The organism is Rhodospirillaceae bacterium, from assembly GCA_002746255.1.
In the GTDB taxonomy this organism is placed as follows: Bacteria; Pseudomonadota; Alphaproteobacteria.
Window position 1 is genome coordinate 67568 of record NVWO01000002.1, and the last position, 24367, is coordinate 91934.

At 52.1% G+C, this 24367-nt stretch carries 28 protein-coding genes; 9 read left to right on the plus strand and 19 right to left on the minus strand.

The window, feature by feature from the left end; all coding sequences use genetic code 11:
• Window positions 1-21: 21 nt before the first annotated feature.
• Window positions 22-300, minus strand: coding sequence for a hypothetical protein (locus tag COA65_02240; protein ID PCJ61059.1), 279 nt, complete (start codon window positions 298-300; stop codon window positions 22-24).
• A 225-nt stretch (window positions 301-525) separates the two neighbouring features.
• Between COA65_02240 and COA65_02245 the strand changes: the two genes are divergently transcribed.
• From COA65_02245 to COA65_02260, 4 genes are all read left to right on the plus strand, one after another.
• Window positions 526-1677 (plus strand): SAM-dependent methyltransferase, encoded by a 1152-nt coding sequence (locus COA65_02245; GenBank protein PCJ61060.1) that lies wholly within the window; start codon window positions 526-528, stop codon window positions 1675-1677.
• A gap of 45 nt (window positions 1678-1722) precedes the next feature.
• Window positions 1723-1974 carry a chromosome partitioning protein ParB gene (locus COA65_02250; protein ID PCJ61179.1) on the plus strand — a complete coding sequence of 84 codons (252 nt, stop codon included), beginning with the start codon at window positions 1723-1725 and terminating at the stop codon, window positions 1972-1974.
• Between the two features lie 42 nt (window positions 1975-2016).
• Complete coding sequence (locus COA65_02255) at window positions 2017-2736, plus strand: hypothetical protein (GenBank protein PCJ61061.1); 720 nt, start codon at window positions 2017-2019, stop codon at window positions 2734-2736.
• Between the two features lie 271 nt (window positions 2737-3007).
• A complete protein-coding gene (locus COA65_02260; protein ID PCJ61062.1) occupies window positions 3008-3532 on the plus strand; it encodes a hypothetical protein in 525 nt (174 codons plus the stop codon).
• Between the two features lie 124 nt (window positions 3533-3656).
• Here the strand turns inward: COA65_02260 and COA65_02265 are convergent, their stop codons facing one another.
• A complete protein-coding gene (locus tag COA65_02265) occupies window positions 3657-3866 on the minus strand; it encodes a hypothetical protein (GenBank protein PCJ61063.1) in 210 nt (69 codons plus the stop codon).
• An 87-nt stretch (window positions 3867-3953) separates the two neighbouring features.
• On the opposite strand from COA65_02265, the gene COA65_02270 reads away from it, so the two are divergent.
• Window positions 3954-4160 (plus strand): hypothetical protein, encoded by a 207-nt coding sequence (locus COA65_02270; GenBank protein PCJ61064.1) that lies wholly within the window; start codon window positions 3954-3956, stop codon window positions 4158-4160.
• Window positions 4161-4284: 124 nt separating this feature from the next.
• Here COA65_02270 and COA65_02275 read toward each other — a convergent pair whose 3' ends face one another.
• From COA65_02275 to COA65_02285, 3 genes are all read right to left on the minus strand, one after another.
• Window positions 4285-4506, minus strand: a complete 222-nt coding sequence (locus tag COA65_02275) for a hypothetical protein (GenBank protein PCJ61180.1) — start codon at window positions 4504-4506, stop codon at window positions 4285-4287.
• Between the two features lie 12 nt (window positions 4507-4518).
• Complete coding sequence (locus tag COA65_02280) at window positions 4519-4866, minus strand: DNA-binding protein (GenBank protein ID PCJ61065.1); 348 nt, start codon at window positions 4864-4866, stop codon at window positions 4519-4521.
• Between the two features lie 397 nt (window positions 4867-5263).
• A complete protein-coding gene (locus tag COA65_02285; GenBank protein ID PCJ61066.1) occupies window positions 5264-5923 on the minus strand; it encodes a CDP-alcohol phosphatidyltransferase in 660 nt (219 codons plus the stop codon).
• A 107-nt stretch (window positions 5924-6030) separates the two neighbouring features.
• Here COA65_02285 and COA65_02290 point away from each other — a divergent pair, with 107 nt between their 5' ends.
• Window positions 6031-6459 carry a cytidylyltransferase gene (locus tag COA65_02290; GenBank protein PCJ61067.1) on the plus strand — a complete coding sequence of 143 codons (429 nt, stop codon included), beginning with the start codon at window positions 6031-6033 and terminating at the stop codon, window positions 6457-6459.
• A 456-nt stretch (window positions 6460-6915) separates the two neighbouring features.
• Here COA65_02290 and COA65_02295 read toward each other — a convergent pair whose 3' ends face one another.
• From COA65_02295 to COA65_02310, 4 genes are all read right to left on the minus strand, one after another.
• Complete coding sequence (locus tag COA65_02295; protein PCJ61068.1) at window positions 6916-7749, minus strand: hypothetical protein; 834 nt, start codon at window positions 7747-7749, stop codon at window positions 6916-6918.
• Window positions 7739-7981: a hypothetical protein gene (locus COA65_02300; protein PCJ61069.1), complete on the minus strand. Its 243-nt coding sequence runs from the start codon at window positions 7979-7981 to the stop codon at window positions 7739-7741. Before COA65_02300 ends, COA65_02295 begins: the two co-directional genes overlap by 11 nt.
• 139 nt (window positions 7982-8120) lie before the next feature.
• The gene (locus COA65_02305; GenBank protein PCJ61070.1) at window positions 8121-8510 is read right to left on the minus strand and encodes a hypothetical protein; all 390 of its coding nucleotides are present in this window, start codon (window positions 8508-8510) and stop codon (window positions 8121-8123) included.
• 46 nt (window positions 8511-8556) lie between these two features.
• Window positions 8557-10746 (minus strand): hypothetical protein, encoded by a 2190-nt coding sequence (locus tag COA65_02310; protein ID PCJ61071.1) that lies wholly within the window; start codon window positions 10744-10746, stop codon window positions 8557-8559.
• Between the two features lie 213 nt (window positions 10747-10959).
• On the opposite strand from COA65_02310, the gene COA65_02315 reads away from it, so the two are divergent.
• A complete protein-coding gene (locus tag COA65_02315; protein ID PCJ61072.1) occupies window positions 10960-11376 on the plus strand; it encodes a hypothetical protein in 417 nt (138 codons plus the stop codon).
• Between the two features lie 356 nt (window positions 11377-11732).
• Window positions 11733-12950, plus strand: a complete 1218-nt coding sequence (locus tag COA65_02320; protein PCJ61073.1) for a hypothetical protein — start codon at window positions 11733-11735, stop codon at window positions 12948-12950.
• Window positions 12951-13171: 221 nt separating this feature from the next.
• On the opposite strand, the gene COA65_02325 is transcribed toward COA65_02320, so the two are convergent.
• From COA65_02325 to COA65_02345, 5 genes are all read right to left on the minus strand, one after another.
• The gene (locus COA65_02325) at window positions 13172-13384 is read right to left on the minus strand and encodes a DUF3892 domain-containing protein (protein ID PCJ61074.1); all 213 of its coding nucleotides are present in this window, start codon (window positions 13382-13384) and stop codon (window positions 13172-13174) included.
• Between the two features lie 125 nt (window positions 13385-13509).
• Window positions 13510-13908, minus strand: coding sequence for a hypothetical protein (locus COA65_02330; protein ID PCJ61075.1), 399 nt, complete (start codon window positions 13906-13908; stop codon window positions 13510-13512).
• A 317-nt stretch (window positions 13909-14225) separates the two neighbouring features.
• Window positions 14226-15215, minus strand: a complete 990-nt coding sequence (locus tag COA65_02335; GenBank protein PCJ61076.1) for a hypothetical protein — start codon at window positions 15213-15215, stop codon at window positions 14226-14228.
• 275 nt (window positions 15216-15490) lie between these two features.
• A complete protein-coding gene (locus COA65_02340; GenBank protein PCJ61077.1) occupies window positions 15491-16747 on the minus strand; it encodes a hypothetical protein in 1257 nt (418 codons plus the stop codon).
• Between the two features lie 4 nt (window positions 16748-16751).
• Window positions 16752-17174 (minus strand): peptidase S24, encoded by a 423-nt coding sequence (locus COA65_02345; protein PCJ61078.1) that lies wholly within the window; start codon window positions 17172-17174, stop codon window positions 16752-16754.
• Between the two features lie 434 nt (window positions 17175-17608).
• Here COA65_02345 and COA65_02350 point away from each other — a divergent pair, with 434 nt between their 5' ends.
• The gene (locus COA65_02350) at window positions 17609-18967 is read left to right on the plus strand and encodes a hypothetical protein (protein PCJ61079.1); all 1359 of its coding nucleotides are present in this window, start codon (window positions 17609-17611) and stop codon (window positions 18965-18967) included.
• 1 nt (window position 18968) lies between these two features.
• Here the strand turns inward: COA65_02350 and COA65_02355 are convergent, their stop codons facing one another.
• From COA65_02355 to COA65_02375, 5 genes are all read right to left on the minus strand, one after another.
• Entirely contained in the window at window positions 18969-19433 is a 465-nt protein-coding gene (locus COA65_02355; protein PCJ61080.1) for a very short patch repair endonuclease, read from the minus strand.
• Window positions 19426-20730, minus strand: a complete 1305-nt coding sequence (locus COA65_02360; GenBank protein ID PCJ61081.1) for a DNA (cytosine-5-)-methyltransferase — start codon at window positions 20728-20730, stop codon at window positions 19426-19428. The genes COA65_02355 and COA65_02360 overlap by 8 nt, the downstream gene beginning before the upstream one ends.
• Before the next feature lie 238 nt (window positions 20731-20968).
• Window positions 20969-21472 carry a hypothetical protein gene (locus tag COA65_02365; protein ID PCJ61082.1) on the minus strand — a complete coding sequence of 168 codons (504 nt, stop codon included), beginning with the start codon at window positions 21470-21472 and terminating at the stop codon, window positions 20969-20971.
• Window positions 21439-23283: a hypothetical protein gene (locus COA65_02370; protein PCJ61083.1), complete on the minus strand. Its 1845-nt coding sequence runs from the start codon at window positions 23281-23283 to the stop codon at window positions 21439-21441. Before COA65_02370 ends, COA65_02365 begins: the two co-directional genes overlap by 34 nt.
• Entirely contained in the window at window positions 23234-24331 is a 1098-nt protein-coding gene (locus COA65_02375) for a hypothetical protein (GenBank protein ID PCJ61181.1), read from the minus strand. The genes COA65_02370 and COA65_02375 overlap by 50 nt, the downstream gene beginning before the upstream one ends.
• Window positions 24332-24367 lie beyond the last annotated feature (36 nt).

Here is a 24367-nt window from a genome sequence, read left to right on the forward strand (position 1 = left end):
GGCGACCCGGTGGGCGGGCCGCTATTTGCCCGGTGGCGGCGGGTTTAATTGATCGGCGTTGAGGTTGATGATGGTCTTGAAGCCCAGCCTCTTCAGGGTGGGCAAGGCATCAAGTTTGACAGCGCCGCCGGTGCCGATATAGGGGGCCCGCGCGCAAATAATTTTTGACGATATCCGGCATGACGTCGCCATAAGGTGCCTGGGGGCGTGCGTCGTTACGTCATAGGGATTGTCGGCAGCGGGCCGGGCGCCGGCATCGGGCCGGGTTTGGGCGGTCGCTTCGGTGCCGGGCCAGCCCATGGTCAGAATGGCGGCCAGAACGGCGACAAGCAGCAGCGGGACAAAGAATTTATGGGGCTTTGGTATGGTTCCTCCTTGGACATGGCCAGCTTACCCAGAGCAGGCCAAGAAAGTCATCCATCCTTGATGCGCGCCGGGCGTTCCTTTCCTCTGATTTTCCTATAGGCTTCTTCTTGGGCTTACCCGTCGCGTCGTTAGCGTTCCGGCTGTAACACAGGGGGAAATGTGGCAGCACCCACCAGCTTTCGCAGAATCAATGGCTTTCTTGATCGTATCGGTGCAATCAAAATCCCGTTTTCGGTTGCCATGCCTGATGGCACCCGGCGCGACGTTGGCGAGGGGGAACCGCAATTCCTTTTGACGCTACGCACCGACCGTGGCGTCAAAGCGCTGGCCACCCTTGACGAAGGCAATTTCTCCGAGGCCTTTTTGCAGGGTGACATCGACCTTGAAGGCGACATGATCAGCCCGTTTGCGCTGCGCGGGTCGCTGGACGACCGCCACCCGCTTGTCGCCATCTGGCGGTTTCTTCAGCCGTTGATCTTTGGCCAGGTGTTTACCAACAAGGCGGCGATCACGTCCCATTACGACCTCGATCCAAAATTATTTCTAAGTTTTCTAGATCCTGAGCTGCCGGCATACAGCCAGGGCGTTTATGAAAACGACGACGAAAGCCTGGAGACAGCCCTGCGGCGGAAGTTCGAATATGCCGTGGAAAAATGCCAGATCACGTCGTCGCACCGGGTGCTGGAAATCGGCCCCGGCTGGGGCGCGTTTGCCAGCCATGTGCTGCCCCTCGGCGTTCATTTCACGGGCCTGACCATTTCCGAAGTCTCGCTGAACTTCATCAATGAAAAACTCAGCGCGTATCGTGACAACATGAACATCCTGCTACAGGATTTTCTGACATACGACCCCGATGAAAAATTCGACACCATCGTCATCATGGGCGTGATCGAACATCTTCCCGATTACGAACGCGTGTTGAAAAAGTTTTACCATTTGCTGAAACCGGGCGGGCGGGTCTTTCTCGATGGCAGTGCGGCGCTGAAAAAATACGAATTATCGACCTTCATGGTGCGCCATATCTATCCCGGCAATCATTCATTCCTGATCCTTGACGACTTTGTCAACAAGGTCGCAAAAACGCCGTTTGAAATTCTGGAAATTCAGAACGACCGGCACAGCTATTACCTGACGTTTAAACAATGGGCGGAAAATCTGGACGCGAACAAAGAGACTGTCATCCGCGACTTTGGCGAGTTCGAATATCGTAAATTTCGACTGTATCTTTGGGCGGCGGCCTATGAATTTCTGTCGCGCAGTCTTGATTGCTACCGCCTGGTGCTGGCCAAACCAAAATCGGAAGATTCATGAACACGTTGTGCATCGACCCCGGAGGCATCCATCTGGATGGCATCCATGACCTTTGAAAATAAGGCCATTCCGATTGCGGAAATCTATGTGCCAACCAAGTGGAAGAAGGTGCTAAATCCGGAAACCGTGGAGGAAATTGCCAATGCCATGTTGGAAGGCGACCGCATGTCGCCGATTATGATTCGCAAAGGCAAGGGCCGCTATGTCCTTGTGGAAGGCCTCCACCGGCTGGAAGCGTGCAAGGCGGTCGGCGAAGAAACCATCCTTGCCGTCCTGGTCCAGGCCCGGAAATTTTAAGCGGGGAACAAGGCTGCGACGTTTCCGTTTCTTGAGGGGGGGGTGATTTTGTATCGCAAGGATCTTCAGAGAATCTACGAGCTGCGAGACGAACTGCAGTGTCCGGAATCAAAGAATTCCTATTTTCATAATTTTGAAAACTCGATTTCCAACAAGCCGATCAATCTGAAAGCCCTTAAAGATATTGAGGCCGAGTTGCAGGTGTTGCTTCCTGTCGCTTGGGACCATTTCAGAAAAAAAGTGGCGCCATTGTTCAAAAAGAGGGATTCAGATCGCGACTGGCAACCAGCATTCAACGAACTGAATGAAGCCAAGGCGTATAAATATTTACACGGCCTCGGTTATACGGATTTGGAGTTCATCCCTGAATCCAGTAAGGGAAAGACTCCGGACCTAAGGGGAAAGCTTGGGTCAAAGACAATGTTATGTGAGGTCAAGACAATCAACTGCTCCGAAGCCGAGCTTGAGATTCGGAGGGGTGGAAGCGTTCGTCACGGTATTCAAGTCGATCTTCCTGATGAATTTTTAAACAAGCTATCTAGGACGTTGGAAGCGGCGAAAAAACAAATGATTTGCTACTCCAAAAGCAATAATAGTGACGAGAAAATAGCCTACGTAATTATAAACTTCGATGACCTGTTGCACGAATATGTCGGTCGCTATTCCAGGCAACTGCGCCCCTTCAAAGATGCGAAGGAAACCAAACTAGGAATTAAAATTATCTTTGATTGCAAGCCGGCATTTTATTGTGCCACCGCATAGCGTGCCTGACAGTCATTTGCTGCTTTAGCTTATTGGGAAATCCCGGTTGCTTTTGGGTTGCTGGCGTTGTGCGGTTGTCCGGTCCAAACCCATCTCCACGGAAGGGATTTTTCATCCCTGGAGACTATGGAAGACCCCTTCCGGCTCAAGATGAGTTAGGCCGGCAGTCCCCGTTAGGCAGCTAATATACAAAGAAGTTTTTTCATTTTTTTCTCTCATCATCTCTCAGGACGAACTTGATTGTTAAGGCAATTGGCCTATAACGTTATGCATGAAAAAACAAAACGCCAGAGGCGGCATGTTTGCGAAACGTGCTGCTTTTCTCCTTCTCTCAACCGCTTTGATTGCACCGGCCCTGCTGGGTTGCTCGACCAAAAGCGGGGCAACGTACACACCTGACGAAGCTGGCGCCGTTATGGACGTGTCCCGAGCATCGGTCACGCGAAGTCGCAAAGTCACCATTGAGGGGCTCAAAAATGATCAAGCAGTAGGCTGGGGCACTGTAATCGGTGCCACAGTTGCTGGTGCCGGAGTCTATGGTCTTACCAAAGCAGATTCGCCACTTGGAGTAGCGGTTACGATAATCGCTGCAGTTGGCGGCGCGTTAGCCGGCACGGTGATCGAAGAACAGACAAATAAGCGGCAAGGTGCTGAGTACATACTGGATCAAAAAGACGGCAAATCATTTGCCGTTGTCCAGACGCTAACCAGCGGAGAGGAAATAATTCCCGCTGGGACAAATGTGCTCATCATTCATGGGAAAAAAGGCTTTATTCGCGTAGTGCCGGATAAATAATTCTGAATTACCTAGAACAGGATTCTAGGTGCTGTCCGTCTAATAAAACAAGCCTCAGAAATGCCCGGAAATCATCCTTCAGGCTCAAGCTGATTTCGTCTGACAAGGCCACTCCCCCCTAATCTTAGATGTGGTATAAACGACGTGGCGACCACAATGGTCGCCAAAGCGACTTGAAAGAGGCGACCACAAAATGACCAAAGCCAGGGCGCGCCTGCGGGCGAAGGCCAAAGCCGCGCAGAAGACCGGCAAGCGAGCCGGCGGCGATCACCCCAAGGGGAAAACGCACCCGGGCCAGTTTGATCCGGGAACAGGCACAATAAAAAGCCCCCAAATGAACGCCAACCCCCGTAAGGCAGCGGGGGCTAAATCGGGCGCCGCTCGGTCGAGGTAAAAGGCGAATGCCTGGGGGGATTTCGAAATGGACGCATTGAAACTTGACCGTGACGCCATGGGCCGCTTGGCCAACGCTCTGGCATTTATCTGCGGGTCTGATAATCCGACGACGGTTGCCCTTAAGGCCGCGTCCGCGAGTGGCTCCGCACAAGACATTACAAAAGCCCGAAAGCTGTTTCTCCGCTTGAAGTCGGGAGATCGCCGGGCGGCATTAGCGACATTGACAGGCTAACTGGCACGGTTGCCACGATTGGATCGTAATCCGGATCAGGCGGCAAGCCCGCCTTGATTCCAGACAGCGAACGTCTCGGCTCAAGCTGATTTATTCTGACAATGCCACACCAACACGACGTCAATCAGACGATAAGCCAACGGTACACCCCCAACAAATTGATGGCCGTGAACCCGCCATTCAACAGGATAAGGCTATTATCGCGCATTGTTACGCCAGCAACCGTCCATGAGACAGATGACACCAAAAATAAAATAAAGCCCCAGCCTGATATGGGCAGATTGAGAGCAATAAGCGTGGCACCGGTAACGCCAAACAGCGTACCCGTCCACTTGGTCACACTGATGACAGGCAGCACCTAGACTGAGCGTTTTAGGGATTGGCCTGCTTTGAAACGCACAGACTTTGAAGCTTTAATACGGATAGCTTCCCCCGTAAACGGATTGCGGCCCTTGCGAGCAGCTCGCTTGGCAACTGAAAAGGAACCAAACCCAACAAGCTGGACCTTCTTGTTTTTCTTCAGAGAGCTTGTGATCGAACCGATCAATGCGTCCATAGTTTCTTTGGCAGCTTTTGCYGTACAGCCTGTTCCAKCCTGAACGATGGCATTCAAATGTTGGCGATCGSTYACCCCTTCAGGGGTTGCYTTGTAACGTTTCGCTGRCTTTGTTGCCGSSGCCGMTTTTTTAACAGTTTTCTTCGCCATCTTTATAGCCTCCRCAGGTGTAAGAAAATGTTYAGACCAAAGCTATCCGTCAGACGTCTGTAAGACGAATACAATCTGRTCTCTGTTTTACGAGACRGTGCCTCTCTTATGCCACACAAAGTTTAGCCCCTCGGAACAAGCGCCTTCACGTTGAACTTAGCGGACATCATTGCCGCCAAGTGAATCACCTTAGGCGAGCCGTTGAAACAACGGAAAGGATTTTTCATCCCCGAAAGCTATGGAAGTCCCCGCCCATCTCAAGCCGGTTTGCTCTGACAATGCCATCCAGGCGCGCGGGGGAGGGTCTTATGCCCAAGATTTGGTTGTTCTTTCAGGTCACGGCATCGCGTCAATGAAATTACGGCCATGTGCGCCTTATAAGGCTCATCGCTCTTATTTACGATAGAAGTTGCCAACCATAGATAACGGTAATTCCAACGGTGTAAGTGGCGAGAATGAAAACATTGACGGGGTTTCCTGAAAGCTTTGGCGTTTTGATCTGAGACACATTTAAGGCGGCGAGTCCGAGCCCACTGACATAGAGAATTGCAGAAAAAAGCCCGCCGCTAAAAAAGCCTTCAAATAAAAATATGAAAACAAGTATTATGCTATTGTTATCAAGAGCCAGCCCTGTGTATTTGGATCCATCGGCGAAACCGAACGTGCTAAAATAACTTAGCCGTATCACACCAGCCGCCAGCATGATAAACGCGCCAATCAAGTAAATCGGTTCGAATTTTCCATAGCTTAAAAGTAAAATGGCTGGCGTGACACCGTAGCTCACGATGTCGATTAGAATATCGAGTTGCCCTCCAAAAACGCGGTCATTGCCTGTTCGCCCTTTCATCCTGCGTGCAATGAGTCCATCCGCCCAGTCAAAGGCAACCGCCCAGATCATTCCAATCATTGCTGCAGGGTAAACGCCCAAAATAATGTAGTAGATAGAAATTAAAGTGCAGCCAAGGCCAAAAAGAGAACAAATGTTTGGAATGTCTTTAATGTAGGAAAGAATAGTCTTTGTCTGAAAATCTTTATGGTTGCTATCTTCTGATGTCATTTTAATTCCATGTATTCAGATGCTTTATTTAAGCATTTCTATATTTAAAACAAAAATTTTTTTATTAAGAACGATGCTTAATACAAGCAAAGGGTCAGACATAAATAATGATTGTTTATACGGTTGGCACTTGGGATTTGTTACATGTAGGGCATCTCGCCCTTCTTAATCACTGCAAAGAATTAGGTGATGTTTTTGCAGTTGGTATTGCTTCCGATGAAGTCGTAGCCCTTTACAAGCCCAATGCCCCTGTTATTCCTTTAAACCAGCGAGTGGAAATGCTGGAAGCTTTGCGGTGCATCGATATTGTGCGTCCGTACCATGAGCTGGAATACGTGTCTGCTTGCAAGGCGTTAAATGTCGATATTTTCGTAATTGGAGAGGATTGGGGGCGTCAGCCCCATAATCTTGATGTGGAATCCTATTTAAAATCAGCCGGGAAACAGATTGTTCAAGTTTGCTACAGCCCCCGAACCTCCTCTACTAAAATAAAGCAACAGGTCATCGCGCAATCTCATAAAGAGCCATCTAACTGAGGGGCGCTATCAGTCTGGTGCTATCAGTCGAATAAAACAAGCCTCAGAAATGCCCGGCAACCTCGCTTTCAGGCAGCCAATTGCGCTGACGGCCCGGACTGCATCTGAAAATCGCACAGAGAACAAGACTTGGTGGCGGAGCACGCAGTCTGCTGCGAACCCGTCTCCGCCGATTTCCCTGTTTAACAGGGAAAATACAGGGAATTTTCGCGAATTCAGCCCTCGATTTGCTAATTTTTACGCTCTAGCCACTGAAATATATGGGCTTTTTAGCTAATTCCCTAAATAACAAAACAGGGAATTAATTAAACCGAACAGGGAAAATATTGACCGAAACAGGGAATGAGTAAGTCCCAAACTGTTGAAACAGCGGAAGGGATTTTTCATCCCCGAAAGCTGGAAGTCCCCTTCCCGGCTCAAGCTGATTTACTCTGACAATGCCCTTGGAATTCCTAGCTAAGGAAGTTGGGTAAAGCTGATCCAGTCGCCGATGGCTTTTGCCGCCGCTTGGAGTAATGCCCAAAAATTGTAGATTGCTAGGGCGAGAGCTGCAACGACCCCCACCGCCGCAAGGTTACCGATTGTCTTGCCGAATGACTTCGCCGCTTCATCTACTGAGAGCTCGGCCTTTTGAGAAATCCATGCGCCAATTTTATTCTTGAACTCGGTTAGAGTCTGGCGCGAGGCGTCCAGATTGGCAACAAGCGGTTCACCTTCGGCTTCTACCTGATCCCGAACATTCCTAATGATCCGCCGGACTATTTCCTCGTCGTCGATGGTGTATGGAATATCAATCAGAAGCTCTGGTGGATTATTGTGTCCAATTAGGCTCCGTGCAGGTTTGAGTTGGTCGACAGCTTTCTCTAATTCGTTGAGACTTTGACGCACCCGCTCGCGGAATATAGCTTCGTCATAATCGCCTGTATCTGCTTCGTCGCTCTCCACCTCATCTTCAGAACGAATTCGTCGGCTTGCGGGGGCCCAATCGGATAATCCATCCGACTGAATTTTATCGACGCTGGCTTGGATTATTTCTTCATCAACCACTTCACCAAACCTACCATACAGTTCGTCCTGTGCATCGTATGGGCCACCCCAAATGTAAATGTAACCGCCTTCACTGGAATCATGCGGTGTCATCTCGGCTGGGTCTTCGAAATTCCAATCGAACCATTCGTAGAGGAAAGTGATCTGCTCTTCCTTGGGTAGATCGACAATGTCTTCGTCCGAGGGGAACTCGTATGGATCCTCAGTTCCGAACAAATCCAGTCCTGGGGGATCATCGGTCATGCTGCATCAACTCCCCCCTGGCGGCTTGCTGCCATACATGCTGATACACCTTGTGTGCAGCCTCCCTTTTCTCTTCCTCCGTGAAGGGGGCACGGATGTACATCATCACCGCGAGGCAAATCACCTCAGGTGAGCTGTTGAAATAGCGGAAGGAATTTTTCATCCCTGGAGGGTACGGAATGCGACACTCTGCCTCAAGCCTATTTACTCTGACAATGCCGATATACATCATCACTGCCAGACGGATTACTTCGGGTGAACTGTTGAAACAACGGAAAGGGTTTTTCATCCCCGAAAGCTATGGAAGGCCCCTTCCAGGCTCAAGCTGATTTAGTCTGACAATGCCACGAAGATTAATCTGACAATGCCCTTTATTTCGATGCTAAGGCAGTTTGGAAGAATGCGAGCTCCGGACTGTCCTCTGTAAGTTTTTTGAAAAATTGGGGGGGGTGAAAATGGGATATTTTTTCTCTGATTGAGGATAGGTTCAGGATTGGCGCCAACGGCCTGACTTCTTGGAAAATGATCGCGTATCCGATCTCTGCCCCGACGAAATAGGCATCAAACTCAGCTTTAGTTATGGCGCTTTGCGGGCCATATGAATTCCATAATTTTTCCGGCGCATCTGCAACCACTTCATCGACGACTGCAAGTGCTTGAACTTGGCCACGAGGGAGCTTGCTATACACCCATACACGAGTGCCAAACGAAATATTTAATGGCTTGCGCCGCAATTCAACGGATTTGGACCCAGCAAGCATATTCGATGCATGCCGTTCTTCCACAGAAATCAAAATATCGTTTGGGTTATTCATTCTTCAGCCCCTCGTTGAGGATTGTTTTAAGGTGGTCGGGTTCAATTCGTTTTGTGGTAACAAAGTTCGCGCCGTCGGCGCATCCTATTTCACGGAGTCTATTCAGAGAAACGGGCTTCTTAAAAACCATAATGTTGTCAAAGGCTGTGACCAATTTGCTCTTGCCAACACCAATGTGTTTAAAGCCATTTGCATCCAGGACACCTCGCCGTTTCATATCGGGATTTACCTGGCCATCAGTCATCACGTGTGAGTCGGTTGCCCGCCCTACGGCGACAATGCTCTTTCGGCCACCACCTTTGGATGACTCGTAAAAGAGGAGTAGGGTGCCGGGCGCGAGGTTGGAGGCTGCTCGTGGAGTGTTGTAATAAATTCGCTCTTTCAGGAAAACGGCTTCTTGCGACGTTAACAATGAAAACTGCTCTGCTGTTCCCAAAAGCTCGTCGGCAAAAACCCTTCTAATCGAAACGATGGTGCCAAATCTTCCAGGTAGTAGAACAAGAGAAGGGGACAGCAATGTCTCAAGTTCCTTAAGGGGAATTGCCTCCTCCCGACCAAGCGAAGTTTTGATCAGTATGCGTTGATTTGGATCTTCGTAAACGGGGATATTCTGCGGGAGTTCGACGTCAGCAAGAGACTTCAAAGCCCTTTTGATTCTGCACCATGACTGCGCATCAATTACGTCGCCGATGGCAATCTTGTAAAAAGTGGTTCCGTGACCTTCTTGTCCAGGCTTGGGCCTAAATCCATGGGCAAGAGCAATATTGCGGGTTACAGGATTGCCGGGCAGTATTTGCAGGCGCATTCGGGCAGGCGCACCAGAACTTGCCACCCTGCATATCCGATTAAGCGTATGGTCGATTGCCGTTCTGGCGGCAGGCGAGCCCTCATTAGCACACAGAAACACCTCCGCCCTTTTTCTAGGGTTTTGCACCAAATTCCACGACGCAAAAGAGACGATGTCGGTCTCTCCTCTGAGAATGATGTGCTTTTGAGGAGAAACGCTGTCTCCCAGAGAGATGACGTCCTTGATTGTCCGCGAAGGAACATGCTGACCATTTAGAAAAGAGCGGACGTTCTCCGTGATGTCCTGCGATAGAGGACCGGATGACAATACTGTATCATCGGTGCGAGCGACTTCGTCCAAACCAAATTTTTCACTACCGGAAGACATGGCATCAGCAAAGTCGGAGACACCTAAAACATCAATACCAAACTCCGATCGCAGGCGCTCATGAGCACGAAGTATTGCGTTTTCGTTTGTGATGAACCCCGCAATCTTATGGTGAACCACCGTCGCCAAGTGCCTCAGATCGGACTCATCCTGTATCGTCAGAATGCCTTGATGGAAGCGCTCTTTGAAAATGACACCAGCCAATTTCCGCTCAATATCAGAAATTTCCTTGGATTTTGGCGTTGGGAGAATCTTCATATTAAGAGCAATTTGAAGGTGCGGATCATCGAGAAAGTTGCCCGTCGTCCTTTCTAGCTCATTGATAAATTCTTCCGTGATGACCAAGCAAATATCATTGTTGAAACCAGCCTTTATAACTTTGCCAGCTTCCTCACCACGACAGCGGCGCTTGGTGACATCAAATAATACATTCAAGTCGATGGCGTAGATTGGTGGTCGAGTGCTGTAGTTGCTAGCTATACCTAAACTTGGAAGACGCTCATGTTCCGGTTTCGCCATGAAGTCAAACAGACTTGGCGTGTCGAGGTCGCGGACGCGGCGGTAGATAAGCCTGTTGCGAGTTTTACCGCCAGGAATCGTCGAAACAGTATGGAAGCCCATTCGTTCATAGAAAGCGTTTGCCTCAGAAAGGTCGCTTGCTACTTTGGCGCTCAAGCTCAAGTAGCTGCGCTCATGTGCATAGTTAACCAATTCATTTATGAGCGACTGTGCAACCCCCTGCTTGCGGGACTCGGGACCGCTGTAAATCTGTATGACCTTCCCGTGAGGAAACACTCCGCCAAACATAAGGTGCCCAAGAAAATTTCCTTCTGGATCGACGGCGATGAAAAGCTTCCCCTGCTCCGCCGCTTGCCTGTACGCGTTTGGAGGCAAAAAACCTAAGGCACTCCGTTCAGTATCAGCACCTTGGCGAGCCATATCGACATATGGCTCTATATCCTCGTAGGATTTCAGTATTCTGATTTTAGTGCTCAGAGCACGCCCCATGCCAACATGCGAATGCGAGACAGAAACGCACGCTCGCTCTTAATGGTTGATCATTCTCCCCTTACACTAACGAAAAAGAGAAGGAAGCGCATATAGGAGTTGAGGGCTAGATTCGACAGGGCTGTCAACAGCAGCAGATTTCAAATCTGATGCACTATCAAAACGTGGGGAAGCTGTTCTTAAACTGTCTTATTATTCTTCGTTGGGGAGGGCATGCAGACGATGACTGACAGTGAAGACCTTAAAAAGGAAGCCGCGGGATATTACAAAGATTACCAGCACTACAATCGAATCCTTCGAGTATGGCTCGTTACCTTTGGCATTGGCGGACCTGTTTTGCTTCTTGTAGAGCAGTCCGTCCGAACCAAACTGATCTGCGACGAAGTCTTCGAGTGGGTTCTTGTTTTATTTCTATCTGGCGTTTTTCTTCAAGTGCTTCTCACTTTTCTGAATAAATTCACGGCCTACATTATTTACGACGGCAAACAGCATGGCCGAACATCCGGCTGTCTATATAAAGCATGCGATAAAATATCTAATTATATTGGAATCGATATGGGTGGCGACTTTTTAACTATCGTTGCTTTCACATGGGGCGCTTTTCTTGTGGCGGACGCTTATTTCCCATAGCCGTTCAGGCAAGGAGTCTTCCTTCGCTCAAAGAAATCCACGCGCTATATAAAGTTCTGTCCATGCGCTGGTGCTGTCAGCCTAATAAAACAAGTTTCAGAAATGCGAGGCAATCTCGCTTTCAAGCCGCAAGCTGACGCCATTCGGCGAGGGCAGCGTCACGTTGAACTTTACGTACATCATCACTGCCAGACGGGTTACTTCGGGCGAACTGTTGAAACAACGGAAGGGATTTTTTATCCCCGGGAGATATGGAAGTCCCCTTTCCGGCTCAAGCTAATTTACTCTGACAATGCCCAAAACCGGCCTTTCGCGTTACAGTCATTCGTGAAATTCCCGTTAGTGGGAGACTGACCATGACCATCGAACTAACGCGTGAGGAACTGTTCAAACAGGTCTGGGAACGACCGATGACCAAGGTTGCGGCAGATCACGGCATCTCGGACGTGGCCTTGAAGAAGATCTGCGACAAGCACCGCATCCCCGTTCCGGGACGGGGCTACTGGGCGAAGAAAGCTGCTGGAAAAAAGGTTGAACGGGCCTACTTTCGGGCCGTTACCGACCCTGCCATCAATCGAATCACGATCCATGGAAGTTCCGCAGAGCACTTACCGGAGACGGTCAAGGAGGCGAAGCAAGCCGCAGAGAAGCGCGAACGGCGACCGGAGAACAAGGTCGAAGTCGTCCCTGCTTCGGAGGACCGCCACCCTAAGGTAATGAAGACCGGAAAGAAGCTGGAGAAGACAAAGCCGCAGCAGAAGGGGCTAGTGATAACATCGGGCCCAGATTTCTTCGACCTCGAGATTGGAACCAAGAGTGTCGTGCGCGTTATCGCGTTCTTGAACGCATTGGCCACGGCGGCGGAGGCTCGTGGGTACCATATCGTCAAGGGTGACAAGGCCTTGGTGTTCGTCGTCGAAGACGAACCCCTGGATATCAAGATCACCGAGAAGACAACCCGATCGAAGCACGAGCCCACGGAGACCGAGCTCGCTGCCATGGCAAGATGGAAACGTCGCCAGGAGCGGCGGCACCAGAGTTGGCAATATGTTGAATGGGCCCCACCGCCAACCCCACCCGAATGGGATTACACGCCGAACGGACGCCTCCAAGTGGCCCTGAATGAGGGATGCTACGGATATAATGGGCTCAGACGCACGTTCGGCGACGGCAAAACACAACGGATCGAAACTCTGATCAACGGAATCCTCGAAGCGTTTGCGACCTGGTCGGCAGCAATCAAGGCGAAGCGGGTTGAGGACGAACGGCAAAAGCGGGAATGGGAGGAAGCCGAACGCCAACGCGAGGAACAGCGGCAGCGCGATGCTCTTGATAAAAAGCGGGTCGAGGCCCTCTCCAACGACCTCAAGCGATTGCACCAAGGAAGGCAGGTCTTGGATTACGTCGCGGCCGTGCGAGAGAAGCTCGAAGCCGGCCAGTCCGAAGACCCGGACGCGGTGCAGAAGTGGATTGAGTGGGCAAATGACTACGCGGATCGGCTAGACCCGCTACGTAAGGACTTTCCGAAGCTGTTGCAATTCGAGGACTTCAACGCTTGGGAGTTGAGACATTGAGAATAAGGTAACTTGGGTCTGGGGGATCCAAGCGATTGTGGAACTTATAGCTTGAGAGGGATATTCCATATTAGCTCTGGCGGTGACTTACTTTCCAAGGCCAGTTATGCGGCGAACGGTTCAAATTCCTAGAGTCCTTAACTTATCACCCTTGTGCCCTATTGGCCGGCAGCTAGCTCTGCGTCCCGAACTGCATGAGTATTTGAACCATAAATGAATGGTTATTTGCCCCTGTTTACATTGTCCGATTTTAATTTATCTGGGTTATCCCGTGCATATTCGCGCTCGTTAATTTTCACAACGTGTGCGTCAGGATGTTCGCCACGTTTTATCTCAGCGACGACACTTCGACGGGGTACATTTTTTCGGTTACCGATATCATAGTGCTCATTGCGGCCACCAGGACCATCGTTTCGTCCTTTGATGCGTGTCACCGTAGTTCTCCTCTCGGCTTTGTCAGAGTAAATTGGCTTGAGACAGAGTGTAGCATTCCGTAGCCTCCGGGGATGCAAAATCCCTTCCTGGCTCAAGCCTACTTACCCTGATAATGCCTGCTTTTCTATTGCGCGGGGGCTGCATTAGGCACGAGAGTAATCGTGATGTAGTCGGGGTAATCGTTATCGGCACCGGCGGCCGAATCAACCGCCCAGCCAATCCCACCGCCTAGGATAATATTTCCCCACGTTGAACCTTCAATTCCTGAATTCAGATATCCGCTAGCCGTTTGGTAGCCTTCCTTCGTGCACGTCACATGAATATCATGCTTTGTCTTTTTTACCGTGACTCCACCCGGTGTTGTAACTTGCCCAATACTCCGGTTGTTCTGGATAAGATTGCACACGGCACCCGGCGGGTTCGAATTTATCGTGATCGAGTCAGAGGTGCCCCCAATTATCGAGGCACAACCCGTCAATAAGCAGGCCGAAATGGCCACGCCAAATATTTTTTTAGTTCTCATAATTCCCCCCTAAGTAGTATTCCATTGACCATAACAATGATGCGGCTGCCTAGTCTTTTCTTTTGCGCTCAGCCTAACCTGAACAAGCACGTCCAGCTGCTTCCAGCAGACAAAGAATAGCCTAGCCGGAATTCAACAAGTCTCAGAAACACCAGACAACCTCGCTTTCAGGCCGCCAATTGACACCATTCGGGGAGGGCAGCGTCACGTTGAACTTTATGTACATCATGACCGCCAAGCGGATCACTTCGGGTGAACTGTTGAAATACCGGAAGGGGGTTCCGCTCAACTGAGGCTACGGAAACAAGCAGCCCGGCTCAAGCCGGTTTGCTCTGACAGTACCGTTCGTGCAGATCTACCGAAAGCTGACCAACCACCCTCGCTACTGTACACATATATAGGATTAGCATGTCGTGTTTGACACCTGCTTCGCTAAATTGTGATTTGGATTCCCTCAGCATCACGACGTAAGGGTGTAGATCCGGATCAACATGTGCGGCGACGGTATTGCCAATCTTATTAATTAGGTCCTTGTGTGTAAAAACGTGGTCACCAATTTGCCCTGCTGTGCATCCAAGCCATACGTCAATATCAATCGGGGTTTGAAACATGTGGTCAGCTTGTGAGCTTATGTTAATGGAAAACGATTTGGTTGGTCTGATTGGCGGACGCCCTCTCGGATTATTATTCGTATAGACGATAAGCGGCTCGTCTAATTCGGCCGCACACAATTGGAGCAGAGGCAATGGCTTTCCAAGCCCAATCAAGAGGCGCACTCTTGCTGCAAGCCCCAATGAATTATGCGTTCTGCCTTCAGCAATGAGCTTGAGGAGGTCTTGCATTTGAAGAATCTCGGCTTTTAATGCATCAAATATATAACCCTGCCCAGCTTTTATTCGGTCTCTTCGCTCTCTAATCGACTGAAAGCTGTCGTATCTATGGCGCCTGTTCGTGGTCGCTAAAACGTTTTCTTTTGAGAAGTCGCCGCGATTTTCTTTTGAACTCATCACTTGGCCGACGACCATGGAGTCTGGAATTGCATCCTCTTTATTTGTGGATCCTACTATTTGTCCGTTTACGTTGATGATCATGTTCTGAGACGACAACCATCTAATACCTATAATACAAGGTCCAGCACCCACGACGACGAGTGGACATGACTTAAGCTCAGCGATGGAAGTTTCCTTTCCATCGAGATTCCGCAACAAAATGACGTGCAGATGGCCTGCTGGCTCATACAGCAGCCGCAAGGCGCCGCCGTCGAGTTGTACTTCTTGCAAAAGGACAGAATCCACCAATGGTGGCATAATGGGGAAACTAACCACTAAAAATATACTGCCGTTTGATATGGCCTCTGGAGAAAGGTTGCTCATCTATTCTGATCCGATTCTTCAAATCCATCTCATGTTGGACACAACAAAAGAGAATACAGACACTGTAACGCATATGCCAACTCTGGAGCGATGGATGCACTTCGTAGAGAGGTGCTGTCAGTCTAATAAAACAAGTCTCAGAAATGCTCGGCAATCTCGCTTTCAAGCCGCCAATTGACATCACTCGCCCAACGCAGCCGAGCACTTCTCTACTGTACCTTTGCCAGCTCCTCCCAGCAGGTTGTGTAGCGGGGGGAACGGTGTTGCTGGTTCATGCACCAGTTCCCGCTTTGGATCGTCACGCCGTGGCGGATCGCCCCAGCCCCAAAACGGCGATTAATGGCGTCAAAAACTTTCATTGTCTCCGATGCCCGGCATGAACCACTTTCCAGAAGGCTCATCTGTGCGTTGTCGGCACGGGCAAGAGACAGCATCATGATACCTGCTTTCTTGTAAGCAAATTCCGGACGGTAAATCTTTTTTAGGGCCGCAAGAGCCATATAAATCACCGCACCCGCATGGTTGGTGGCTGGGTCCAAGGCAAAGGTGACGGCGTTGCGATATTGAGACTGATCCTTGCGGAAGGAGTTAGTGTGCAGGAATACCGTCACTGCCCCGGCCACCAGGCCACCTTCGCGTAGTTTTTCGGTGGCGCGTTCTGCAAAATTAGCGACGGCACTTTCAACATCGGCCCTGGCCGTTACCTCACGGGCGAAGGAACGGGAAACCGTGGTAGTTTTCTTATCCGATGGCTGGTCTTCCAGGGTGAAGCAGCTTATCCCCCGCATTTCATGGACAAGGCGCAGCCCGACGATCCCCATTCTTTTACGCACCCAGGCATCGGGACGCATGGACAGGTCATACGCTGTTGTGATTCCGTTTTTCTCCAGCATCGCTCCGTGGCGGCGCCCAATGCCCCAGATGTCCTTTGCCGATGTCACCATCATCGCTTCCCTGCGGTGGTCCCGGTCCAACAGGGTGGTAACGCCTCCCATGGCGGGGTTCTTTTTGGCAAGATGATTGGCAAGCTTGGCAAGCGTCTTGGTTGGCCCAATGCCGACGGAAACAGGAATGCCTGTCCAGCAGCCCAGGGTGCGGCGAATGTCCCGGGCGTATTGGGTGATGTCTCCAGGAATTCCCGAAAGATTGAGAAATGCCTCATCGATGGAATAGACCTCCATCTCTGGAGAAAAATGCGTCAACGCCGACATCACCCGGCGTGACATATCGCCATACAAGGGAAAGTTTGAGGAAAAGACGGCGACTGCGTAACGACGGATGAGGGCGCGCACCTCAAACAGAGGTGCCCCCATGGCTATGCCGATGTCCTTTGCCTCTTGGGAGCGAGCGATGATGCAGCCATCGTTATTGGACAGCACCACCACAGGGCGCCCACAAAGGGCAGGATCGAACACTCTTTCGCAGGACACATAAAAATTGTTGCAATCGACCAGCGCGAAAATCACAGACCTATTCCATACGCCGTACGACACCGGTAACCACGCCCCAGAGGATGCAGTCACGATCCGGTCCAACCCGGATGGGTGGAAAGTCTGGGTGTTCGGCAACCAATACCCAGCGGTCTTTGCTTCCCGTCAGACGTTTGACCGTCAGATCCCCTTCCAGGGCCGCCACCACGATATGGCCCTTTGCCGGTTCTACGCTGCGATCCACAACGAGAAGATCCCCAGGTAATATTCCGGCCCCTGTCATGGAATCGCCCACAACCCGCAGAATGAAGGTCGCCGCCGGGTGGGGCACCAAGTAGGCGTTAAGGTCAAGGCTTCCTTCTATGTAGTCCTCAGCGGGCGAGGGAAATCCCGCCGTAACCGGGCTCATATAGAGGGGCAGAGAAAGAGGGTTTTTCTCCCCGCTAACCGTGGCAAGCAGCATGAATAGCGCCCCTTACGAAAAAGAACAAAGAAAGAACATAGGGCGGTTCAAGAGCGCGCGCAAGGTGAAGGGCTTTGTCAGGTTAAATCGCGTTGAGGCAGGCAGGGCCAACTTGTAGCCTCGACGGATCTAGTGCGCGCTCTCAATAGCTCCTTCGATTTCAGCAATCAGGTGCGCAAGCCGCCGATTGATTTCTGCGCCACGTTTGCACGAATAAGAGACTCTGTCGCAAGCTGCTTTAGCCTGACAATTCCCTATCTGCGCTAGATTTCGGATGGCGGCTTGTAAATTTTCAAGGCTGCAAGAGTTGGTCGGGCGTATTACGTGACCGCGAGTTAACAGGGCATATCGCTAACGCTGTTTCCAAGAGTCCTCATCCAGCACATAATATTCTGACCCATCGTCCTCGCTGTGTATGGAACTGGAACGCAAGCATGCCTATCACCACCGTCGACCAGTTACGAACCCGCTTCCGGTCATTCGGCATCGACACTGTTTACATCAAACATTTATCGGCTAAGCAGGACAACGAAAAGAACCAGATCTATCTAGGCGGCGGTCTCGACGGCGTCACCAACCTTTTTCCCGCCACGATCGATGTACGTTCTCCGAGCGAGAGCACGCTCAAGCGACAATCCAAATCCGGAAAACCGAAGCTCGAAGCGAAGATTGATTTTGCCTGGATGGGATCCGGAGGCGAGCTGTTTCCGGCCCCAAACACGCGCATTATTGACTACTTCCAATACCCGGAAGTCCGTATGTCCGGATTTCTATCTGACTGTAAGGACGCTCCTGATGCCTTGCGCAGGCGTCTGCAAGCACAGTTCGGGAAGCGCATTCTGGCACTTGGTGTTGCGCCATCAGGGCAGGTGCTCGGATGTGTGCTGACAGAACGTGACGACCCGATCGTTACAGATTTTCCAGAGCTCCCCGAGCTTGCCGCCGCGCCAATCCTCCGCGTACTTGTCGTCGACGGACCCGCAGGTGCATCCCCTCTGGACCTCCTCATGGCTGATCTCTCGCGCATCGTTTCCGCAGGCTGGCACAGCTCAAGGATATTGCGCCCGGCATCACCTGTTCCATCCCCATTCCGAGGGGCTCAAGGGGCAGGCTATACGCTGGAAGCGCTCCTGGGAGTCCCGGCCAATGCGAAGAAAGGCCCCGACAAGTATGGCTTCGAGGTGAAGTCGTATGGTGGCTCGCGTATCAGCCTCATGACCCCGACGCCCGATGGCGGCTTCCAGGGAGATCACAGTTTTCGTGAGTTCATGGAGCGTTACGGGCGGCCGGGACAGAAGGGAGATGGCAGCACCCGGTTTACCGGCATTCATCGCTGCGGGATCAAAAATGAAAAGACAGGAATGCTTCTCAGGGTAACGGGGTACAATCCCGAAACCGGAAAATTTGACGGTGATACGGACGGAATCGCTGTTGAGCTGGTGCTACAGCCGGCCGGCGACGTTGTTGCTTCGTGGTCGCTGGCGCATCTTGCAAACTCCTGGAACAGCAAGCACGCCTCCGCTGCCTATGTTCCAAGTTCGCGTCAGGCGGCACCTGGCGGCGCAGTGCATGATGTCGAGTACAAATTTGGCCCTGCAGTCATTGTCGGGCAAGGAACGGATGTCTGGAAGCTGCTGAAAGCTATCCATTCCGGGGTTGTGTACTATGACCCGGCTGACTCGATATACGCTGACGGTAAAGCAAAGGTGCGCCCACAGTGGCGGATAAACACAAGCCGTCTGAAAGAAACCCTGGGCCCTTTGTACAATATCGTGAACGAATTTCAGCTTTAACTCACCTCTTCACACCATGTCCGAGGATCTCCTTGTGGAGCGCCCGGCCATTCAGCCAGCGGGCGGCCTGCTGGACCGGTCTTCCGGGGGCGAGACGCGTTTTCCCCTTGAGGGCACATTCCCAGACGACGAGAATTCGCCAGTCCTGTTCCCGGAGGGCGGCAATGTGCTTTTCGTCGTTACGACGGTTTGTTGTGATCTTCTTGTGCCAGAATGCCCTACGTGTCTTCGGCCATTTGAAAAGGTGACAGTCGTGACCGTGCCAGAAGCAACCGTGCACGAAGATCACTGCCTTGCGGCCCGGGAACACAAGATCGGGCTTTCCCGGCAGCACCCTTACATGGAGGCGATAACGAAAACCGAGAGCGTGCAACCCTGAGCGTATCACCAGTTCGGGTTTTGTATCCTTGCCCCGGATACCCCTCATCATCCGGCTTCGAATCTCCGGAGAGACTATGTCAGCCAATTTCGAGCTGACGTTCCTGCGGTCCGGACCTGCCGGGCGAGGTTGCATTTTCGAAAAGTTCACCCGGATTGTTGATCCGCATGATGTGGGGGGCCATATAGCGGGCTATTTCCCGGACGACCGGAACGGCTACCGCGTTACCAAACTGCTTGTAGGCACGCGTGTCAGAGACAGGGATGGACATGCGGGTTTCCCTGTCCGGATCAAACCCCATAAGCCGTGCACATTCACGTGGCGTCAGGCGCCTCGGATTGTTACCGGGCTGGTCGATAAGTATCTCGCTGCCGTCCTTGTAATAGCGTGCCGAAAGCGTACGCGCTTTTGCATCGGGCGTGTTGAGACCGAATCCGAACCCGTTGCCAGCAGCCTTGTGTTTTGCTGCATAGGCTTGCAGATAATTCCAGAGCTTATCGGAAAGGGTGTACCGGTCGTCAACGACGGTTGCATTTCCTGAATACTCGTTTTTCATTTTGCCCGTGTAGTGTCCTTCTGCTTCTTCGTCAGGCGAGTGAAGGATACTGTGAAGAACGGGGCCCTTTCCGGGCTCTTTGAATTCCAGCCTGTCAAAATCAAAGCCGGTATCATCACGAAACCCGGCAATGAAGATGCGCTCGCGATGCTGCGGCACATATCCTTTCGCATCAATTATCCGGAAACTGATGTTGTATCCGAGGTCATCCTCAAGTGCCCCGCAAATTGTCCGGAAAGTATTGCCTTTGTCGTGGCTGCGAAGATTCTTGACATTCTCAAGCAGAAAAGCCGCCGGACGATGGTGTTTCAGGATTCGCAAGACTTCAAAGAAGAGCGTGCCCTGCGTTTTGTTCATGAATCCGTGGTCGCGCCCGAGGGAATTAAGCTTGGAAACGCCGGCGATTGAAAATGGCTGGCAGGGGAAGCCGGCGAGCAGGACATCATGCCGGGGAATATCGCTGGCGCTGATCCTGGTTATGTCGCCAGCAATTGCGTGGTCGTCGGGAAAATTTGCACGATATGTTCGTTGTGCATAATCGTCCCACTCACACGTGAATATGCACTTCCCGCCAACCGTCTCGAACCCTCTTCGCATCCCTCCAATACCGGCAAAGAGATCAATGAACGTAAAAGGCGGGGTTTCAGGCTCTGGCACCTTCCGGCTCTCCAGACGATGCCGGAGTACTTCCATGTACACTTTTCTGGGTGTTGTCTCGCCGTTTTCCCAGCGTCGGATAGTTTTTGCATTTACCTCGAGTAGTTCGGCCGCCTCGTTAATCGAGAGACCATTCTGTTCTCTGAGCGTACAGAAGCCATATTCTTCCACCCGCAGCCTCCCCTCTTATTCTCTGGGACAAATTTTGACAACGTGTCACCAATACGACCTAGCGATTAACGGGTCAAGCTACAAATGTATCCGTTTTGTTCTACATGCCGACAAGGACGCTGATACTGTCAGTCTAATTAAAAAACCTGTTTTTCATCCCCGAAAACTATGGAAGTCACCTTCCCGGCTCAAGCTGATTTACTCTGACAATGCCGATAAGACTAAGCAGTAGTTCCACTCAAGTCTTCAGGGGCTCTAGCTGCTCGTGCTTTATTCCATTGCTTACTCCGACAAACAACCCCGCTGGAATCGCCGCCGTTCCAACGATAATCATGACAAAACCTGCCAGCTGATGCCGGGACTTACGAAACACTTCCAGGAAGCTGTGGGCGTCGGTTTTTGAAGGTCGCGGGATTGGTTCGGGATGGGTGTGCCAGTCGCCCACATAGTGAAGCCCCTCCTTGAACAGGCGTTTTATCTCCCGGCGCTCTGCAATGCGGTCCGGAATGAAGGATAACCACGAGCGCTGGTCCGAACGTCGTGGTCCAGTCGCGCGTTCAAGGGTGATGTTGTTACCGTTGAATCGTGCAAACAACTGCCCCCCGGCTTCCTTGCTCATAGCGGTTGTCTGCCGATGGCGGTCAAGGTGGGCGAGGACCGGGTCAGTGAGGACCAGCGTCTGCCCTGAATTACCTGCCGCGTATGCAATCACGCCGCGGCAGCTCCGTTGCAGACGGGACATTCAGGCGCATGTTCCCAGGCGCGCTGAACAGTCACACCGCCCTGCCCCGGATCACCAACCGTATTACACCATGTCGGATTCCAGCGACCCCCTGCATTTTTCACAGTCTCACTCCGTCCAATCCAAGTGTGACACGTTACGTTGGTTATGTTTCCAATTAACGTGTCGAGAACTAGTTCCGTGACGAGTGCGTGTGCCCACATAAGTTCTACCGCACCGAACGGTGAGAACACTGCACCGCAAGCTGGCTCCTGAAGTAGCGCTCTATCTTTGGGCCAATTAGTTACCGGCAACGACAAAACGCCGCGCTCGTTAAATCCACAACGCAAGCATGCGCCGTCTGCAGATTGTGGGATGAAGAGCACATGCGCGGCTGTGGCGCGGGCTTCAAGCCATGCGTAAATGATCGGCGGGATATCGGTGCGACTCTGCTGCAAGTCGTTCAGCAGCATATCGACACCCCATTCTCCGGTCGCGCTGATTACCAGATCGAAAGTTGGCAACTCGTCAATCAGGCTGGTGGCCGCCAAACCGAAGGTTATTTTGCGGCCCTCGATGCCCGTTAGGTGCGGAAAGTCGCGTCGTAGGGTCTCAGCCAGAGCTATGGCTTTGTTCTTTTGAACTGCGGGTGCACCCAATACGTGGCGGCTGACATTCGGCCAGTCAAAAAGCTGATGGTCAATGAGCATCTGGTTGTGGACACCGGATTGCGCAAGTAGGCGGGCAACACCCCCACCGACCGCACCGCAGCCCAATACCAGGACGCGGGCCTCTTTGAGGATAGTTTGACGCTTGTCCTGGTCGCGACCGTGCACCCAATTGTGATCGGCGCGATGGACTTTGCTGCGTGTGACTTTGACCGCGCCCAGGTACTTTTTGATTATAACGGCTTTTGGTATATGCCCCGGGCGAAATCCGCATTGCATCACTTTGTCGTCCGGGCGGTGCAACGTCGCGGCTGCGAAGCAGGCACCGTGCGCTGTCGGTGCACCGATGATAACGTCGAGCCTCATGGAGTCCGCAGCCACACACTTTTCGAGCAATGTAAGGGCGTTGGGTGCATGATTTTCAGCCAGCGAACGGACATCAGCGGCGGTGCGTGGGTATTCATGAGGCACCATAGGTTTTGGTAGCCAGATCAACACGCCCTTGTGAAAGGTGAAGCCCTCCTTCGGCTTCTCCGCACCCCAACGGTCCAGCCACCCATCAAGCGTGGCTCGGTCGTCGGCGCAGAAGCATCTAGCCTTCCCGTGCCAGACGACCACCTGACGGCTGGGGCCGTTTGGGACGAGCAGGCTCATAAAGGGGGGCGCACCATCATCCGCTGCAATCGTCCAGTACGATAAAAATTCATCCCGAAAATCTTGGGCGATGTTGCCGCTGCGACAATCTTCGACTAGCGCCAGGGCAGCATCCAATACGTACTTTGCAACATTGACAGGATCCCGTGTCGAGACAGTTGCCTGTCCTGGCAATACGCATAAGACGCCATCGTTTTCAACATGTGGCCACTTAAGCGGGCCTGGTCCCTGTGGCAAAGCCACGCGTGCCGCTGAATAGGGAAAGTCCCCATCCACCAAGATATCCAGCACTACAGGCCCGGCCTCCGGCCCCGGCAGACGCCAACCATGCGTTATCCCACGGTCTTCGTATTGCTTCAGTTCTCGCGAGCTAAGCGGCCTTGCATCATGTTGTCCGCCTATGTACCGATCGAGGCCATCGAGGGCCGCCTGGCGCCATGCCATGAGGTCGGTAGCAACATCAGGCATACCGGCCGCCACCTTGCTTTTCGACTGGGCGGTCGGGCTCACGAGCTTCCGAGCGGTTCGTCAAAATCGCCGTGGTTAAGCCGGCCGAGAAATCCGCCGTTGCCGCACCGTCGTGAGTACTTTTTTCCTTATCCTCGGCGTCCTTAAGTCGAGTACTAAAGAAGTCCGTGTTGAACACCTTATCCCAGGCCTTAAGGGCCTTTTCTCGGGTGCAGTCCGATTCGAATAGCACCTGAAGCTCGTCGATGAGCCAGTCTAGCTTCTCACGCAGGAGGCGCGTGCAGGCGTCATTCGACCCCTTTGTTAGCTTCTCGTCTTGCACCGTCGGGTGTTCGATCTCCAGGTTCCACTTAAGGTGGCCCTGCATAGCCACCATCGTGTCATAGAGTGACCGGTCCTCGCGCTTGGCGTTCGGTCGATAGCACTCGTTAACGATTAGCGTGGTGATCATAAAGCCCGTCGCGATACGGGGGCGCCAGCTCTCCCGACTGCGGGCCAAGGCCTTATTCAATCGCGTCTGCCGGCGCAGTTGACGGCCGTTCGTGGTGTCCGGACTCTGGCACTCATTTTCTCTATTGAACCAGTGCGTAACCTCCACGGGATCGGCCTTCTTCCAGTCGGAGCTGGCGATTTCGTAATAGATCTCTTCCTCACCCGAGATGTTCTTCGTCTTCACCTTGCGGTAGACGGGCACGTCCAAATGGTAACCGGCGTTATAGTAAACTCGCACACAGTTGGTGCGGACCTCGGGCGGCTTTTTGAAACGATCGTCATGAAGTGCCTTGTGCACCATTTCCTTAGCGTCGCGCGCGGATTTGTCACCACCATTCGGCCCCTTGAGGTCCTTCTTCCAGAAGTAAGCCCCGTCGTCGATGTCGTAGTCCTTCTCAGGATGCTGGACCATCGTGCGGTGGGCATACGACCCCTGCGACTGGAAGCCGCTCAGCGCCGGCTCCCCGTCGCGTTTTAGGCCGTCTCTCAACCGCTGCCGGTTGGTGTCCCGGCGGTCGCGCATTTCATCCTGCTCCACTTTTGAGAGCATCACCTTGTCGTTGTGATAGGCCAGAATATCTTTATGGCAATTATACATCGTCTCTTCCTCATCGTCGGCCAATACATCGAGCAG